Raw genomic sequence first — 16647 nt, 5'->3', positions numbered from 1 at the left:
CCAGAACCGCAACTATACCCCCGAAAAAATATCCCTATATCCTGTAAGAAGACCGGAAGATTCTTATCGAAGCGCCATAATCGGCGCAGCGGCTTAGCTCTTCACGCGTCATTCATCAACTCGCGCAGATGAATGACGCTTACTCGTATGCAATACTCTCGACGGGAACCCGACGCTAGGCATTTCATAAACTCCGCAGGGAAGGTCATCTTGTTACTCGGCTGTCCTCAAGAAGTAAGAGCATTTCCTTCCAAAATGTGTAACGTGGTAAACTTCTTGTGAAGGCATAGTATACCTTAGAAAGGTGTGCGAGTAAGAAGATGGGTATGAGACGACGCATAGGAAATCAGTTTCACGAGAGAGCAAATGGAGTTCTTGCGGTTCTCCCGGTGCAACGATACCTATTTTGGCTTCGATAAGGGGGCAAGCTTCCAAGAGACGGAACTAGATGGGGATCTGTAATGCTTCCGAGACTAAACATGAACAAATTGATTAGGCAATATTCCAGACAACCTTCATTGGTGCTATTTATTAGTCTCATAATTGTAATTTCGATTGCTGTGCATTTTAACTCTCTTTTCAATGGATTCGTTTTTGATGACACTAGTCAAGTACTCAACAATCCCTGGTTGAAATCTCCAAAATTCATTCCTAAGATTTTTACTTCTAATGTATGGGGCTTTGAAGGAAGGGAGACAAGCTATTATAGGCCTATGACGCATATTATTTATATGGTAACAGCTTCTGTCTTCGGATTTAACCCCTGGGGCTTTCATTTAGTCAATGTACTTTTTCATACCGGAACTTCGATTCTTTTATTTCTAATTGGGTCGAGAGTCTTGAAACAGGACATTTCCCCGAGTAACTCATTTCTCATATTTCCGCCTTTTGTAGCGGCTGTTTTATTCTCAGTTCATCCTATTCATACAGAAGCGGTCGCGTGGATAGCAGGAATGCCAGACCTCTCTAGCACTTTCTTTGTATTGGGTTCTTTCTATCTTTACATTCGGGCATCAGATAATGTCTCATCTTCATTAAACCCGTCCTATCTCTTTTCCGTTGCATTGTTTTTTTTGGCCGCACTCAGCAAAGAGCCTGCACTGACTCTACCCATCATCCTTGTCGCCTATGACCGCGCTTCTAGAAATGTCAACATGACTTTCTCCTCGTACGTGAAAAGATATGCTTTGTACTTTATAAGTGTTTGTGCATATTTCATAATGAGATCGTACGCCCTAAAAGGTTTTGCACCGATAAAAGAGCATTTGGAAATGAGTCATGTTATCAATGTTTTCCCCCTTTTTACAAAGTACCTCCAAAAACTTATTCTTCCTCTTAATCTTAGCGTTTGTTATGTAATCAAGCCTATTGATAGCATTTTCGGTTTCAGGGCCATGATCTCCTTATTAGTAACAATTGTTTTTTTATTCCTTGTCTTGTTTTCATATAAAAAGAACAAAATTGCCTTCTTCGCTTTCTGCTGTCTTATCCTTCCGCTGCTGCCGAGCTTTTACATACCAGCGCTCGGAAAGTCCGGAGTATTTGCTGAAAGGTATCTCTACCTTCCATCTTTTGGGTTCGTTATGCTCCTCTCTCTTCTTATCCCGTATGCACTCAAGAAAAAGGTTGCGGCAAGAATCGTCTCTTCAGTTGTTGCTTTACTAATAATCATCTACTCTATCGGAAGTATTTATAGAAACAACATTTGGCGAAACAATTATGCCCTCTGGATGGACACGATAAAAAAAGCCCCGGGGGCCGCTTTGCCACACTTTAATTTAGGTAATGAACTCTTGGCGCAAAACAGAATAGACGAAGCGATAGAGCAATACCGGATTTCAATATACATTGAGCCCGAAAAATGGGACGCTCACGACAATCTTGGGATAGCCTATGTGAATAAAGGGGAGCCTGATAGGGCTGTCACTGAATTTCAGCTGGCGGTACAAAGTAATCCTTTTTCTCCAAATGCATACAATAATCTAGGAACTACATATGCTAAGCTGGGTTTTTTTGACAAGGCTATAGAATACTATAAAATAGCCATTGCACTTAGGCCTGACGATGTCAGATATCAAAGAAATCTGGCAGAAACTCTCGAGAAGAAAAGGACGTCTGATGTAACGTCAAAAAATGAGTAATCAGAGGCCTTGCCCTTTACAGGTTGATGTCCCAATGCACACGCCGCCAGGACTTTTCGATAGTTCTTAATTCCGCTTGTACTCTTGCAAGAGTTTCGGTTTCCTGAAAGTAACAATTCGTCGGCGAACCTGATATGGAACTCTTTGAGGATGTCGTCTTTCTTTCCTGAGGGAGGTTGCCTCTACGGTGCAAAGATCATTCTTGGCATCTTTCGCCCCGTACTACTCACCGTCATTTCGTGGCTATCTCCGACTACATCACGGGTGTGGCGAAGTGAAACTATTGGGATATTCTGAAAGAAATCATGCGAACGCCGGGCGTCAGGCGCTGGGCAAGCGAGACCGTAGCAGACGCTGTACGCCGTCGCCTGGACCTCAAAACGATGCTACCGCTTTATAGCGCGGCACAGAATCAAAAGAAGGACAGCACCACCATATAGCTATCAAGAGACTCTCGACATTGAATCCTGTAACAGCCACATAGCCGAACGATCAGAGTGAACCCACTCTTTCGGCATGAACTATTGCTCGTCCGTTTGCAGAAAATACTTGCAAACATACGCCTCGTCCCCCTCGTACCGCGTCTCCGATCATTGACACGGTGTGAGGGATAGCGTTCCAGAATCGTAGTACCCTGTTGTCCCGGATTGTCCAAACACCTTCTGCAATCCTATTAAGTGATAGTCTGCGCTACCATCGGTCCCGATATTAAGTTGCATAGTTCGCGACGCCATCGAGGTATCATCTTTTTTAGCCCAGTTAAGTGAGGCGACAATCGAACCGTCAGATCTTATTTCCAAATTGCCGCTAACGGCCGATCCCAAGGCCGCAGGTTTAGCTGCCAGACCATTGAGCAGGTAGTGTCCCCCTCCGACAGAACTTATCCCGACACGCAAATTGATGGTATCCGCGCCTTGCGAACTGCTAGTTGTAAAGCAGAAATCGCCTAAATAGTCGCTCGCCTGTGTCTCTACCGATTGCGAGAACATCATCATCGCTGTGAGCAACAATAGATAAGCCATTCTTTTCATCTCAGCCCTCCTGTCTACATATCGTATTTCGCCGTTTTCCTACCCGGGTAGTCCCTGCAGATAGACCCCTCCCATGAAAACAGAAAAAAGTCTCTTTTGATGGCGGATCCCTTCCTGTAGCAGTGCTGGCCAATAACATGTCCTTCGGCAGATCGGCTATCATACCCCAACATGCCCCCACGTTCCGTTCCCCACTCACGGGTGGTTTGGTTTGTGGGGAATCTCCTCTCTCTACCTCATTTCTATCAGATTATGCGCCGGGTGTCAATGACTCGAACGGGACATCCGGCTGACGAAACCTATCCTGACGCACTTCATTCCCTGCGCTGCCTTGATCAGACTGCGGCCCGAGTTGTTGCTGAAGGAGATTGGTCCCGGCATCGCGACGGTTCTGTAAAATCATCAGATGTCTGTGCTAGAATACGTTATGCCGTTTTCCTGCAGCTGGGGAATGGCCCTGCGCAGCGGAAAGGTGTGAACCCCGTCAGGTCCGGAAGGAAGCAGCGGTAAGCATTTCTTCCGTGTGCCGCAGCAAGTTGTTCTCCGGTTGCAGCAAGACGGCAGACAAGGGAAGAAGGAAGAGAATTCTCGATGCAAGAAACAATCCCTGAACCTGCACCATACACCTTGCATCCTGCATCGTTAAAGGAACTATGAGCTACCTTGTATTAGCGCGAAAATGGAGGCCCCAGGGTTTTCAGGACCTTATCGGTCAGGAACCCATCAGTCGCATTCTCACCAATGCCCTGTCTCAGGGGAAGATCGCCCACGCGTATATTTTCTCCGGTCCGAGGGGTGTGGGTAAGACGTCAACGGCACGCATACTGGCGAAGGCTCTGAATTGCGAAAAAGGGCCGACGCCCACTCCCTGCGGGACGTGCGCATTCTGTGCGGCAGTTGCTGATGGTTCATCAGTTGACGTGATGGAAATCGACGGCGCGTCGAACAACAGCGTGAACGATATCAGGGACCTGAGGGAGCGCGTCAAATATGCCCCTGCCGGCGGGAGGTACAAAGTATACATTATCGACGAAGCGCATATGCTTTCGGATTCTGCCTTCAATGCCCTCCTGAAGACCCTGGAAGAGCCGCCGCCCCATGTAGTCTTTGTCCTTGCGACGACGGCGGCCAGGAAGGTTCCTGCGACGGTCCTTTCGCGGTGCCAGCACCTCCCATTCAGGAGGGTCCCGGTCCAGAAGATCAAGGAGAGGCTGCGACTCATTTCCGAGTCTGAGGGGATCCGGATATCCGATGCTGCTATGGAATTGGTAGCAAGGGCTGCCGAGGGGAGTATGAGGGACTCCCTGACGATCCTCGATCAGGTCTCGGCCTTTGCCTCTGAGATCGGGGATGTTGAGATAAGGGACCTCCTCGGCATCGCGGACTTCAAGGCCCTTGCTGATCTCTCTGCCGCCGTTATAGAAGGGGACAGGAAGCGTATCCTCGAGATTATCACCGAGCTTGCCGACACTGGTACGGATTTTAAGTCTTTTGCAAAGGACCTCATGAACTTCTTCAGGGATCTCCTTGTTGCAAGGGTTGTTGAGAGACCGACCGAGATACTCGATGTTACGGAAGGAGAACTCGATGTCATGAGTCAGATCCTGAAGACAACGTCCGAAGATTATCTGACGGTCCTGCTGGGTGAGATGATAAAGGCCGAGGCCGACGTACGATTTGCGTTTTCGCCGCGCATCGGACTCGAAATGGCCCTCCTCAGAGCGAGTTTCCTCGAGAGCCTCAAACCGGTGAAAGAAGCGATCGAGAATATCGAAGCATTCCTTGAAGACCGGGAAGAACCTCATGGGAAGGAGAGAAAGAGACAGGGAGGAGAAGGTCCGACCCGGATTTCCGGGGAAGAAAGAACAGGCCAGACAAAGAGCAGGCAGGTGAGAGAAAAAAAGAGCCCTGCTCTTTTGCCGGCAGAAACTGCTCATAGGCCTTCGGCTTTTGGAGAAGAAAGGGAGGAAGCTGCTCATCCCTCTCCTGACGATGTGTCAGATATTCCTGAATCTCCGGAGGGTGCTGGAGATCTCTGGGACTCCGTCATCCGGAAGATAGAGAAGATCAACCATCCCCTGGCTTCCAAACTTGCAGGGGCTGCTGCGGGCATCGATGGCGGAACCCTGACGATAACCTTTAATGGAGGAACGTCCATACACGTCGATTCCGTGAAAAAGAACCAGCAGGTGATAGAGCAGATAGCCTCGGAGATCGCGGAGAGGAAGATGTCCCTGAAGATCGAAACCATAAAGAGAAGAGTAGCCGGCAAGAAGGAACTCAAGGAAAAGGTCTTGTCAGAACCTATCGTAAAGGAAGCGCTGGCATTGTTTGACGGCAGGATTGTTCATATACGACCGACAGAACATTCAGAGAACGGAGGGAGAGATGTCTAAGAAGATGCTTGGTGATATTATGCGTGAGGCCCAGAAGCTTCAGACGCAGATGCAGAAGCTCCAGGAAGAGGCAAAGAAGAAGACCGTTGAGGCAAGCGCAGGCGGCGGCATGGTCACGGTGATGGCGAATGGCGCGAATGAACTGGTGTCGATAAAGATCGAGAAAGACGTGGTTAACCCTGATGATGTCGAGATGCTCCAGGACCTTATTCTCGCCGCTTCAAATGAGGCGCTGAGAAGGGCCCAGCAGATGGTGAGCGAGGAGATGAGCAAGCTCACCGGCGGCTTACAGCTTCCCGGCCTCGGCGGTCTCGGGAACATGTTTGGATGACGCAGGGCATCATCGAGAACCTCATCAACGAACTCACGCGCCTTCCCGGCATCGGAAGAAAGACAGCCCAAAGACTCGCCTTCTTTCTCCTTACCATGCCCGTTGAGGAGGCGAAGGGCATTGCGAGGGCGATCGATGAGGTCAAGGAAAAGGCGAGGTTCTGTTCCCAATGTTTCAACATCACCGATGCCGACCTCTGCGAGATATGCAGGGATGAGCGCCGGGACCATACGAAGATTTGCGTGGTGGAAGAGCCGAGCAACATCCTTGTCATCGAGAGATCAAGGTTTTACCACGGCCTTTACCATGTCCTCCTCGGTTCCATCTCTCCCATTGACGGCATAACGCCGGATAAGCTGAAGATCAATGAACTCATAAGCAGGGTCGGCCCGGGCACGATCACCGAGGTGATTATCGCAACAAACCCAAACACCAAAGGCGAGATAACGGCACAGTACCTGAAAGAGGTCCTCAGTACTTATCCGGTGAAGGTTACGAGAATCGCCTATGGTCTTCCCATGGGCAGCGACATCGAATTTGCCGATGAGGTGACGCTGAGCAAGGCCCTCGAAGGAAGAAGGCAGATGTGAAATTAGCGATCATAGGACTATCGAATTCGGGAAAGACAACGGTTTTTAACGCCCTCACGGGACAGAACATCGAGACCACCATTTATCCCACGGTGAGCGGCGATCCGAACATGGGCGTTGTGAAGGTACCCGATCCGCGGGTCACCAGACTTGCAGAGATCTACAAGCCGAGGAAGACGACCTTTGCGACTGTTGAGTATGTCGATTACATCGGCCTCACAAAGGGCGACGTTGAACAGAACCGTAGGGTCTTTGATCTTATCAAGGATGTCGATGCCGTTGTTCATGTGGTGCGGGCCTTCGAGGACGAGTCGGTCCTCCACCCACTGAACGAGATTAACGTCCGGCGTGACATCGAGACCCTCGAGCTCGAACTCATATTCGGGGACCTCGAATTCGTTGAGAAGAGACTACAGAGGATGGAGGAGGGGGCAAAGAGGGGCAAGAAACCGAATGAGGCCGAGAAGAAGCTCCTCATGAAGTGCAGGGAGGTCCTCGAGAAGGAGATGCCCCTGAGGAACGTAAGCTTCGATGAAGAGGAGCAGAAGATCATGAAGCCCCTCCAGTTTTTCTCGACAAAACGCGAGGTCGTCGTCCTGAATATCGGGGAGAGTGCGCTGAACAGCAACGAGGCATCGAAACTCCAGAAGGATTCTGAAGATTACTTTGAGAAAAAGGGTCTCACCAAAACCACGAAGGTCGTGAGTCTCTGCGGCAGGATCGAAATGGAGATCGCACAGTTGTCTGCTGGAGAGGCGAGGGCCTTTCTGGACGACCTGGGAATAGAGGAACCTGCGCTCAATAAACTTATCCACATAAGCTATGACCTCCTGGGTCTTATTTCCTTCCTCACGACGGGTGAGGACGAAGTGAGGGCGTGGACCGTGACGAGAGGAACGAACGCCCAGCGGGCGGCTGGGAAGATTCACTCCGATATCGAAAGGGGGTTCATCAGGGCCGAGGTCGTTCACTACGATGATTTTCTCTCGTCAGGAAGCATGGCTGCCGCCCGGGAGAGGGGCCTCTTGAGACTCGAAGGAAAGACCTACGAAGTGAGGGACGGGGATATCATCAACTTCAGGTTCAATGTCTAACGTATATCAATCACCTTAATGAACACTGGTCCTCAAAGTCTACCATCCGTGTTGCAACAACTGTCAGGCAGTCTCAGGTTCGAAGCCTTGCACATGCGATGAGATTCCGGCAGTGAGGACTTCGAGGACTACCGAAAGCGCCTTCCCGCATTGAGCAAACAGCGGCAGTTGGCAACCATCAAAGGTGTCGCGATACAAGGCTTCTCACCAAGCCTGCCTTCCGAACAGGCTAGAACCTGTCTCGAAATCGAATCATTCACCGGTGGGGTCTCTTCTCGTCATTCCCGCGAAGGCGGGAATCCTGCGCCATTGAGTGGACCCCCGCCTTCGCGGGGGTGAAGGCTCTTATTGGACAAGTCATTTTGAGACAGGTTCTCGTTCTATGCAACCGGAAGGTGTCTGAATGATATGGATGTCAGAGCGGAATAGCCTGGCCTTCGGTACGCTTTAATATTCGCTTTGCGGTTGTCGTGCTCCTGTTTTCAATGAGGATGGTCAGGACCTTTTGAGTCATCGTGACAGCCGGGACGGCAAGGATCATCCCGAGGATCCCGAGGAGTTTTTCTCCTGCGATAATCGTTATGACAAGGAGCATGGGATGGAGTTCCACGCTCTTGCCCACGATAAAGGGTTGGATAACAAGATCGTCGAGGACTCTGATCACGAGATAGAGAAGAATGACATTAACTACGGCATTTATGTTTTCGAACTGAAGCAAGGCGAAGAGGCAGGATATACCGCAGGCCATGACAGGACCGAAATAGGGAATCACGTTTGCTGCCCCGCTGAGGATACCGAGGAGAATCGGATAGTTTATTCCAAGCAGCCACAACCCAAAAGTAGCTATAATTCCCACCGAGATGCAGTCCACTGCAAGTCCCCTCGAGTAGTTTCCGACGAGGATATTGATCTCGCAGATTAACGATACTGTCGTTTCGACAGAGCGACAGGGAATGCGGTCCATGATGCGCCTCACGATTCCCGGCCAGTCCTTCAGTAGGAAGAAGACGAAGAAGGGCGTAAGAACTATACCGTGGAGGAACGGCGCCGCCTGCGTAAAGATCTCAAAAGAGGTGAGGGTCTTGGTGAGCGCCTGGATAGGCTTCATCGCTTCACCGAGCATCGTTCTCAGGAGCTTTGCGATCAACGGATACTTATAGGGAGCATCGGCTGTCCGGTTGAGGATGTCCTGGAGCCGCCCGTGCAGTTCAGGGATCATGGCATAAAATCTTCGTATCTCGTGCTCCAGTACGGGAAAGAACGCCATCTCGGCTCCAAGAAGGAGGCCAGCAAGGCAGAGGTACAAGAGGACAACGGCCGTGGTCCTTTTCATACCCAGCGATTCAGCCCCGGTAATGATCGTGTTCAGCATATAGGCGATGATCGCTGACAGACCAAGGATGACAAGGAGAGTTGCTGCATGAAAGGCAAAGAGAACAAAGGCGGAGAGAAGGATGAGGAGAATGATCCACCGTGGCATTTCGTGGTGTAGCTTCTTTACCTCAGCCAAGAATGCTTCCGGATCAACGTCTTTTCTTTGGTCCATCGTCCTCCCAGTTACTCGAGACCCTTGGGTCCTTGCAGCATCTCGGGCTTCAAAACTCGCCTTTTATTGTGGTTTCATCAGGGAACCGTGTCGAATAATCGTTCATTTGTTCAGTCTTCTTGTTTGTCATTCCGGGCTTGACCCTGAATCCAGCGACTTTTTCGGCATAAGATATCCAAAAACCTAAAGTCGCTGGACCCCGGCTTTCGCCGGGGTGACGGCCACACTAAATCCGTAAGAAACTTTTTAAGAAGCATCTTTTGCTGAATCTCCGGATGCCGGCTTCTCCTCCGCCAGACCCTCTCCTTCGAGCCGGCGGTTTATCATGATGTATCGCGAGAGCGACTCCACAAGATTGAGGAGGATCCTCGATGAGACCGATTTATTGCCGGTAAGAAGGTCATCAAAATATGACTTGTACATGATGAGGAGGTCAGTCTTCTCTTCTGCAAGGGCAGTGGCGAATCGCGGAGACTGGTCTATGAGCGCGAGTTCGCCGAAATAGGAACCCGGACCGAGGCGGGCGAGGACCTTGTTGCCTGAGGGTGTTGCCTTCACGATGGTCACGGAGCCGTCGAGAAGGATGTATACTGCCTGGCCGTTTTCACCCTCGGAAAAGATAGTCTCACCGGCCTCATATCCTTTCCTGTAAAGATCGACGAGGAGTTTTCGCAAGACTTGTTTGGAGAGGCCCTTGAAGAGGAGAACTTTCTTGAGTAGATCGAGCTCTCCCTTTGTTTCAGAATCCACAGCCCAGGTAAAGAATCTGCCGAACACCTGCATCTTCCCCTTTCGACTCCGGCATCGCATATAATGCCCCATACGATGGAGCATGCCCCGCTAAGGAATTGTACAATCTCTTCGCTCCCAAAGACAAGACAACAGAGGTAGCATGGATCAGACTGTCTCCTTTCAGCACGCCATGAGAAGAACGGATGATCGGTTTTGCGGCACTGGGAGCATCGCCGGGAGGAGCGGCCGGCCCTAATGTTAGACATAAATGGTATCAACGATTATAATTGAGTCGATATCGAATCAGGCAGGGAGAAGAGATGGCCTATTACGAATTCACTGTGAACGTATCTGAAGAATCGAAAGACGCCCTTGTGAACAGGATGTCCGAGATGGGGTGTCTCGGCATTACGGATTATGGAGAGAAGATTCTCGCCTACTTCAAAGATAGCCATGACATCGTAAAACTCAGGGACGAACTCATCTCCTTCAGAAAGGTCTTAGAGGAATCCGGCCTGAACCCTGATTTCACCTTTGATTATGTCTTCCTCTCGGAGAGGGACTGGAACGAATCCTGGAAAAAGAAGTTCCAGCCCATCGATGCAGGTGACATATTCTCGATCATCCCGCCGTGGGAACAAGAGCGACCTGACCGAATAACCATCATTATTGACCCGGGCATGGCCTTTGGGACCGGCCATCACCAGACCACGAAGAACTGCCTCCTTCTTATCCAAAGGCATGCCTGCAGTTGCGCCAGGGGTCGCTTCCTCGATGTCGGTACAGGCACGGGCATCCTGGCAATAGGCGCCTCGAAGATCGGATTTCAGGAGGTGGTCGGCGTGGACACCGATCCGTTGGCCGTTGATGCTGCGGTCAGAAATATCGCCCATAACCACCTCGATAACATCATTATCAAAGAGGGGGATATAACGGCAGCCGAAGGCTCCTTCGATTTCATTGCCGCGAATCTCTTCTCCGAGATCATAAAATCGATGGCCCCTGAAATTCCGATTCGCCTCGACAAAGCCGGCCTTGTGCTCCTCTCCGGCATTCTTACAGGCCAGGAGGAGGAGGTACTGGCTGTGATGGAAAAGGTCGGTCTCCGGTGCAGGGAAAAGTCCGTCGAAGACATATGGGTGTCGCTCGTGCTGAGCCGCTGATTTTGAGAGAGGCTAGGGGCTGCCGGCCTTATGGGTGCATCTGTCCTGAGAGACGCCATGAGACCTTTCCGGTGCGAAGGCCAAAAAGGTGGGAGGAAGCACAGCTTCTGCTCAGGGACCTTCGTCGGTTGAGAGCTTGTCCCTTTTCTCAAGGAGAACGAAGGCGATGCCGTATTCCCGTTCGTGACTGAGACTCACATGGACCTCACGCAAGGAATGTTCCGTCAAAAAGCCTTCAAGTCTGCCCCTTGCTCTTATGGAGGGTCTGCCGTTGACGCTATTGAAGACTTCAATGTCTGTCAAGGGGAGAACGGTCTCTGATCCGGAGGCCTTTATGAATGCCTCCTTTGCCGCAAACCTCACCGCCAATGAGGGAAAGGGGTTCTTCCTCTCATAACAGTACGCTATCTCCCGGTCGGTGAAGATACGTCTGAGGAACTTTTCTCCCCACCTGTCCACGGCCTTCCGGATCCGCTCTATCTCAACAATGTCTATACCGACACCATGAATCATAAGAAAAAGGTCAGGGCTACGGCAGTAACCTTAACCTTTCATGAGCCCCTTCATCTCTCTCACGGCCCGTTCCATTCCGACAAGCACCGCACGGGATACGATGCTGTGTCCGATATAGAGCCCTCTGATCCCGTTGATTCCGGCTATTGCCGTAACATTGGAATAATTGAGACCGTGTCCTGCGTTGACTTTCAAACCGCTTTGTTCCGCGATCTTCGCGGCATCCTTCACCCGAAGGAACTCTTCCCTCTGCTTTTCTCCCTTCGCATTGGCGTAGTACCCGGTATGGAGCTCGACCATGTCGGCGCCGATCTTCCCGGAGATATCCACGTCCATGCTCAGGGGATCGATGAAGAGACTGACGGGGATGCCGCTGTCTCTGAGCTTCTTGATCGCTTCCGATATCGCGGTCTTCCGGTCCGCCAAATCGAGTCCTCCCTCCGTCGTAAGCTCCTGGCGCTTTTCAGGAACAAGCGTAACCATATCCGGCTTTGTGGACAGGGCTATGCTTATCATCTCATCAGTGGCCGCCATCTCCAGGTTGAGCTCAACAGGCACCATCTCCCTCAAGAGTTTCAGATCTCTGTCCTTTATATGCCGTCTATCTTCCCTGAGGTGGAGGGTGATGCCATCGGCGCCTCCCAGGATTGCCAATGTCGCCGCCATGAGGGGATCCGGCTCGATTCCCTTACGTGCCTCCCGAAGGGTTGCGACATGGTCTACATTTACGCCGAGAATCATATGAGGCCTCCTCGCGAAGAAATATGTATGGACGTTCTAAAGCTCCCAGGACCGCAGGAACATCATGGCACTAATACCACATCATCGCCTCGAAGTCGGCAGTCGGCACGGTCACCGTGACATAGCCTCTCCACGGGCATCGTTCGATCTCTTTCCCCTCTCTCTCTATCGAAAGGAAGAGATTCAGCTCATCACGCTCCTTGGCCTTTATGTCCTGAAAGGGAATGGCGCATTCGAGAATCTCATCAACGGCAACGCCCTCGACCGCCTTGACCGCGCGCCACTCGCCGTCGCTCTTGCTGAAGAGCGTGGCCTTCGCACCGTTTCTCAGGGAGACGGTCACTTTGAAAGGAAAGGGCTGTGTGATATGTATGGAGAGATGTGCTCCTTCGGGAAGGTCATCAAAGGTCTTCTTGGGGTCGACACGGACAAAAAGGGTACTCTGATCGAAGCCGTAGTAGATCCTCGATATGAAGCTTTCGGTCATATGCATGCTCCCCCCCGACTTTCCGACGTCGATGTGGGCCCCCTGGTACCATTCAAAGTAACTCGTCATGATCCCGTCTATCCTTGGATGAACGAACCCTCGTATTTCGACCGCCGGCTTCAGGGTCCTGTCTTCTCTGAGAACAGGGACAGAGAGGTGCGGAGGCACGTCCCCGCCCGTTTCCCGGTAGACCTTCATGAGGTTTACCCTGTAAAGTTCATCAAATTCCTCGGCAAGATCGGTGGAATGGTCGTCACCGTACCACCAGTTCCAGTCGCTTCCCTCGGCAACGTATAAAGACTTCCAAGCTGAATCGAGGTTTTTTTCGGGGTGGCTCTTCCGGAACTGTTCGAGGTGCTCCCGTGCCTCCGTGAGATAATCCCAGGAGGTGTTATCCTCCTCGTGGCCTATCCAGACACTGAAGTTCGCATAGATCCAGGAACCGGCTGCGAGATGGTCAAGCCTTCTTCTCTTTTTTTCTCTCTTCAGGAACTCGGAAATCGTCGTCGTTATGAGCCGTTCGTTCCCTGAAAGTCCTTCGTAGAGATACCGGAAGAAGTCGTTGCCGTCATTCTTGTAATACTCCCAGGCATTTTCTCCGTCAAGGATCACCGGAAGGATATGGGGTCCCCCTGACGGAAGAGAACCCTGGATCTGGAGGAATCTGTTTATGAGGTCCGCGGCGGCAGTCTTCGGGTCCCATCCTGCATAGGCAAATCCGAGGAGGTCAGATATCCTGTGGTCTCTGAAGATCAGCGAGAGACCTGCAAAGTCATGGGCAGAATACAGGACCGACGGGTTCAGAAGGTTCCCCGAGGGTCCTCTCAGGTCTTCCTTCAGGGAACGGGCAAGAATATCTTCGTCCGTGGCGATCCACTCGATCCCCTCGGCGCGAATCACCCTTGCCACGTCCTCGCTCACCGAACCCTCAGAAGGCCACATGCCGGAAGGTCTGCGGTCGAAGATCTTTTCGAAATAGTCCAGAGCCATTCTTATCTGTTGTTTTGCGTCCTCGGGGAAAGAAAAGCGCTTTCTCGGCAATCTCACGTCAGGTGTCGGGTCCCTTGCAATGTCGGTATTCCAGAGGAGGGGAAGGATAGGATGATAGAAGGGGGTTGTGGATAGTTCTATTTGGCCCCGTTGAGACAACTCCCGGTACTTAGGGATGATCTCTTTCAGGATCGACATCTGCCTCTCGATCAGGCGATCCTTCTCTTCCTCCGTATAGTCTCTCCCCTTTGCAACAAGCTCCCTGAGAAAGGGGTCTCCCTCTCTGAACATGGGATCTATCCATGTGAGGTTGAAGAGAACCTGGAGATCGAGGAAATCGTTCGTTGTGAAATACCGTATCGTCCTGGTGAGATCGGCCTTCGAAAAAGTGAGGCCCCTCTTGACGAGGAGTTCATAAAACCTCGGAAAGGGCTTTATCATGGTGTCCCAGTTGGCGAAGTAATAATTCTCAAGGAGGAAGATCCTGTCCTGTTCAGAAAGGTCCGAAGCCCTTCTGCGCGCTGCATCGAGAAAGAGATCCGTCGCGTTCTTCTCGGTATAGTCGCAGATCTGTTCGAGGAGGGAAGGCACGAGGTTGAAGGTCTGGCGTATCTCGGGGTAGTCCCCGAGCATGGCGGCCATGTCGAGATAGTCCTTGGTGCCGTGGAGCCTCACCCAGGGGAGCCGGTAAACTCCTGTAAAGGGGTCTTTGTAATAGGGTTGATGCATATGCCAGAGAAAAGCGATGTAAAGGGGGCTAGCGGTCATACTTGAAGATCAGTTCGTCAGGCTTGGCCATGCCGAAATTCTCGCGGGCGTGTTTCTCGATGTAGAAGGGGTTTTCGTTGAACATCTTCACCTCGGAGCGAAGATGTTCATTCCTCGTCTCGATGTCCCGAAGTTCTTTTTCGAGGTGAACCTTTTTGTCACGGAGTTCGAGATACTTCAGGAAGCCGACGTTGCCGAAGAAGAAATTGGCGCCGAGATAGAGAAGGCTGAGGAGAATGATGGTCGAGAATATGAGACGTCTCTTCCTAATCTCCGATGCGACCTGTCTTCTCAGGAGGTTCTGGCTCGTCATCTCGCTATATTATACAATGCATCCTTTCCCTTGTACAATGCGGAACGCGACAGCTCGTCCTCGATCTCCATGAGGCGGTTATACTTTGCTACCCTGTCACTCCTCGATAGGGAGCCGGTCTTGATGAGACCGGTGTTGCAGGCAACGGCAAGGTCTGCTATCGTTGTATCTTCCGTCTCTCCCGAACGGTGGGAGACGACTGCTGTGTACCCGGCCCTCTTCGACATCTCGATTGCGTCGAGTGTCTCGGTAAGGGTGCCTATCTGGTTCAGCTTGATGAGGACGGAGTTGGCGATCTTCTGCCTGATCCCTTCCCCGATGATCTTCGTATTCGTGACGAAGATGTCGTCACCCACAAGCTGCACAGCCCTTCCGAGTTTCTGCGTCAAGCGCTTCCAGCCCTTCCAGTCCCTTTCCGAAAGACCGTCCTCGATCGAGAGGATGGGATAACGGTTCATGAGCTTTTCATAGTAAGCGATCATGGCGTCCGATGAATGGTTCTTGCCTTCGAAGGCGTATCCCTTTTCGGTAAAGAACTCGGAGGCCGCCACATCGAGGGCTATCGATATGTCCCTCCCCGGCACGTAACCGGACTCCTCGATGGCACGGATGATCAACCGTATCGCCTCTTCATTTGATTTCAGGCTGGGAGCGAAGCCTCCTTCGTCACCGACAGCGGTGTTGAGTTTGCTTCTCTTCAGGAGAGATTTGAGACTCTGGAAGACCTCTGCGCCAGCACGTACAGCAGATCTCATGTCGGGCAGTCCCGCCGGCATAATCATGAACTCCTGTATGTCAAGATTGTTGTCTGCATGGACGCCGCCGTTGAGGATGTTCATCATCGGCACGGGCAGTTCTCTTGCGTTGCAGCCACCGATGTAACGGTAGAGGGGAATGTCAGCCTCAATCGCGGACGCCCGGCATACTGCGAGAGAGACACCGAGAACGGCATTTGCGCCGAGGCGGGATTTGTTCTCGGTCCCGTCAAGTCCTATCATAAGATTGTCGATATAAGCCTGGTTCGTCGATTCAAGGCCCTCAAGGTTTGGTGCGATCTCTTCCATGATGTTCCTCACAGCAAAAAGAACACCCTTCCCGTGGTATCGAGTCTTTTCACCATCCCTCAATTCGAGAGCCTCCCTCTCGCCTGTCGACGCTCCTGACGGCACCGCTGCCTTGCCCGAGGCGTAGCTGTCGAGGACGACCTCGACCTGGATGGTCGGATTTCCCCTTGAGTCAAGTATCTCCAGAGCCTTGATCTTTACAATCTTTCCCATAAAAACCTCCTTTTCGTTCAATGCGTGATTGCAGGTCCACAAAGAGAGCCATTCAGCTGGTCATTCCCGCTCGTCGGGAATTCTTCTTTACCTCTCCCTCTTTCCCCCTTCATGAAGGAGGGATGAAGGGGGGTACTGGACAAGCCGCAATGAGAGAATGATAAAGAACATCGGCCTTACTTCCGACTGCACGAGGGTGGTTCAGGCGCTCTTCTATGCTGTCCCTATTGCAAATACTGCTTGATGCAAACTTCTATCCGGTCCGTATCGATGGGTCTGTCCTGAAGTTCCGCCCTGTTGGAGAGCTGCCTGATACAGGTGTCTACGAATATCCTGAACTGTTTCAGCTTGTCCATGAGTCTGGCAAGTCTTGCCCCCTGGGTTGTCTCCGGTGCAAAGGTCAGTGCCCTCTCGAAGAATGAACTGAATTCATCGTAATCGTCGTACCTGAGAAGCTTGAAGGTGAAGCTCTGAAAATAGAGCATATAGTTTCTCATCGCTGCAAAGACCTTTAATCGTCCTTCATCCGATTTC

General features: G+C 51.4%; 15 protein-coding genes and 1 other RNA gene. 7 read left to right on the top strand and 9 right to left on the bottom strand.

Annotated features, from left to right (window positions below):
- Positions 1-479 precede the first annotated feature (479 nt).
- Entirely contained in the window at positions 480-2141 is a 1662-nt protein-coding gene (locus VFG09_07230; protein HET6514936.1) for a tetratricopeptide repeat protein, read from the top strand.
- 590 nt (positions 2142-2731) lie between these two features.
- Here the strand turns inward: VFG09_07230 and VFG09_07225 are convergent.
- The gene (locus VFG09_07225; GenBank protein ID HET6514935.1) at positions 2732-3172 is read right to left on the bottom strand and encodes a hypothetical protein; all 441 of its coding nucleotides are present in this window, start codon (positions 3170-3172) and stop codon (positions 2732-2734) included.
- 448 nt (positions 3173-3620) lie between these two features.
- Between VFG09_07225 and ffs the strand changes: the two genes are divergently transcribed.
- The 5 genes from ffs to ychF all read left to right on the top strand — a co-directional run bounded on the left by ffs (position 3621) and on the right by ychF (position 7583).
- An RNA gene (gene ffs / locus VFG09_07220) (signal recognition particle sRNA small type) lies at positions 3621-3718 on the top strand.
- A gap of 107 nt (positions 3719-3825) precedes the next feature.
- A complete protein-coding gene (dnaX, locus tag VFG09_07215) occupies positions 3826-5568 on the top strand; it encodes a DNA polymerase III subunit gamma/tau (GenBank protein HET6514934.1) in 1743 nt (580 codons plus the stop codon).
- Positions 5561-5899 (top strand): YbaB/EbfC family nucleoid-associated protein, encoded by a 339-nt coding sequence (locus VFG09_07210; protein ID HET6514933.1) that lies wholly within the window; start codon positions 5561-5563, stop codon positions 5897-5899. The genes dnaX and VFG09_07210 overlap by 8 nt, the downstream gene beginning before the upstream one ends.
- Positions 5896-6489, top strand: coding sequence for a recombination mediator RecR (gene recR / locus VFG09_07205; protein ID HET6514932.1), 594 nt, complete (start codon positions 5896-5898; stop codon positions 6487-6489). The genes VFG09_07210 and recR overlap by 4 nt, the downstream gene beginning before the upstream one ends.
- A complete protein-coding gene (gene ychF, locus VFG09_07200) occupies positions 6486-7583 on the top strand; it encodes a redox-regulated ATPase YchF (protein ID HET6514931.1) in 1098 nt (365 codons plus the stop codon). The genes recR and ychF overlap by 4 nt, the downstream gene beginning before the upstream one ends.
- Positions 7584-7998: 415 nt before the next feature.
- Here the strand turns inward: ychF and VFG09_07195 are convergent, their stop codons facing one another.
- On the bottom strand, positions 7999-9129 hold the full coding sequence (locus VFG09_07195; protein ID HET6514930.1) for an AI-2E family transporter: 1131 nt from the start codon (positions 9127-9129) through the stop codon (positions 7999-8001).
- A gap of 246 nt (positions 9130-9375) precedes the next feature.
- Entirely contained in the window at positions 9376-9906 is a 531-nt protein-coding gene (locus VFG09_07190; protein HET6514929.1) for a cyclic nucleotide-binding domain-containing protein, read from the bottom strand.
- A 275-nt stretch (positions 9907-10181) separates the two neighbouring features.
- Between VFG09_07190 and VFG09_07185 the strand changes: the two genes are divergently transcribed.
- Complete coding sequence (locus VFG09_07185; protein HET6514928.1) at positions 10182-11024, top strand: 50S ribosomal protein L11 methyltransferase; 843 nt, start codon at positions 10182-10184, stop codon at positions 11022-11024.
- 111 nt (positions 11025-11135) lie between these two features.
- On the opposite strand, the gene acpS is transcribed toward VFG09_07185, so the two are convergent.
- The 6 genes from acpS to VFG09_07155 form a co-directional block, all read right to left on the bottom strand.
- The gene (gene acpS / locus VFG09_07180) at positions 11136-11537 is read right to left on the bottom strand and encodes a holo-ACP synthase (GenBank protein HET6514927.1); all 402 of its coding nucleotides are present in this window, start codon (positions 11535-11537) and stop codon (positions 11136-11138) included.
- Positions 11538-11567: 30 nt separating this feature from the next.
- Entirely contained in the window at positions 11568-12278 is a 711-nt protein-coding gene (locus VFG09_07175; GenBank protein HET6514926.1) for a pyridoxine 5'-phosphate synthase, read from the bottom strand.
- 70 nt (positions 12279-12348) lie between these two features.
- On the bottom strand, positions 12349-14523 hold the full coding sequence (locus VFG09_07170; protein ID HET6514925.1) for a glycoside hydrolase family 57 protein: 2175 nt from the start codon (positions 14521-14523) through the stop codon (positions 12349-12351).
- Positions 14513-14836 (bottom strand): septum formation initiator family protein, encoded by a 324-nt coding sequence (locus VFG09_07165; protein HET6514924.1) that lies wholly within the window; start codon positions 14834-14836, stop codon positions 14513-14515. The genes VFG09_07170 and VFG09_07165 overlap by 11 nt, the downstream gene beginning before the upstream one ends.
- Positions 14833-16113: a phosphopyruvate hydratase gene (eno, locus tag VFG09_07160; protein HET6514923.1), complete on the bottom strand. Its 1281-nt coding sequence runs from the start codon at positions 16111-16113 to the stop codon at positions 14833-14835. Before eno ends, VFG09_07165 begins: the two co-directional genes overlap by 4 nt.
- A gap of 224 nt (positions 16114-16337) precedes the next feature.
- Positions 16338-16647, bottom strand: a 310-nt coding sequence (locus tag VFG09_07155) for a hypothetical protein (protein HET6514922.1), incomplete at its 5' end; no start/stop codon positions are given.

It is taken from the genome of Thermodesulfovibrionales bacterium, assembly GCA_035686305.1.
Classification (GTDB): domain Bacteria; phylum Nitrospirota; class Thermodesulfovibrionia; order Thermodesulfovibrionales; family UBA9159; genus DASRZP01.
Note: the sequence above shows the minus strand (reverse complement) of the source record. Positions and strands in the feature narration are given on the sequence as shown.

Excerpts from the sequence above, each read along its gene's own strand:
- VFG09_07175 (HET6514926.1), bottom strand. The coding sequence starts at position 12,278 with ATGATTCTCGGCGTAAATGTAGACCATGTCGCAACCCTTCGGGAGGCA.
- dnaX (HET6514934.1), top strand. The coding sequence starts at position 3,826 with ATGAGCTACCTTGTATTAGCGCGAAAATGGAGGCCCCAGGGTTTTCAG.
- VFG09_07165 (HET6514924.1), bottom strand. The coding sequence starts at position 14,836 with ATGACGAGCCAGAACCTCCTGAGAAGACAGGTCGCATCGGAGATTAGG.
- VFG09_07195 (HET6514930.1), bottom strand. The coding sequence starts at position 9,129 with ATGGACCAAAGAAAAGACGTTGATCCGGAAGCATTCTTGGCTGAGGTA.
- VFG09_07225 (HET6514935.1), bottom strand. The coding sequence starts at position 3,172 with ATGAAAAGAATGGCTTATCTATTGTTGCTCACAGCGATGATGATGTTC.
- acpS (HET6514927.1), bottom strand. The coding sequence starts at position 11,537 with ATGATTCATGGTGTCGGTATAGACATTGTTGAGATAGAGCGGATCCGG.
- recR (HET6514932.1), top strand. The coding sequence starts at position 5,896 with ATGACGCAGGGCATCATCGAGAACCTCATCAACGAACTCACGCGCCTT.
- VFG09_07170 (HET6514925.1), bottom strand. The coding sequence starts at position 14,523 with ATGACCGCTAGCCCCCTTTACATCGCTTTTCTCTGGCATATGCATCAA.
- eno (HET6514923.1), bottom strand. The coding sequence starts at position 16,113 with ATGGGAAAGATTGTAAAGATCAAGGCTCTGGAGATACTTGACTCAAGG.
- VFG09_07210 (HET6514933.1), top strand. The coding sequence starts at position 5,561 with ATGTCTAAGAAGATGCTTGGTGATATTATGCGTGAGGCCCAGAAGCTT.
- VFG09_07230 (HET6514936.1), top strand. The coding sequence starts at position 480 with ATGAACAAATTGATTAGGCAATATTCCAGACAACCTTCATTGGTGCTA.
- VFG09_07185 (HET6514928.1), top strand. The coding sequence starts at position 10,182 with ATGGCCTATTACGAATTCACTGTGAACGTATCTGAAGAATCGAAAGAC.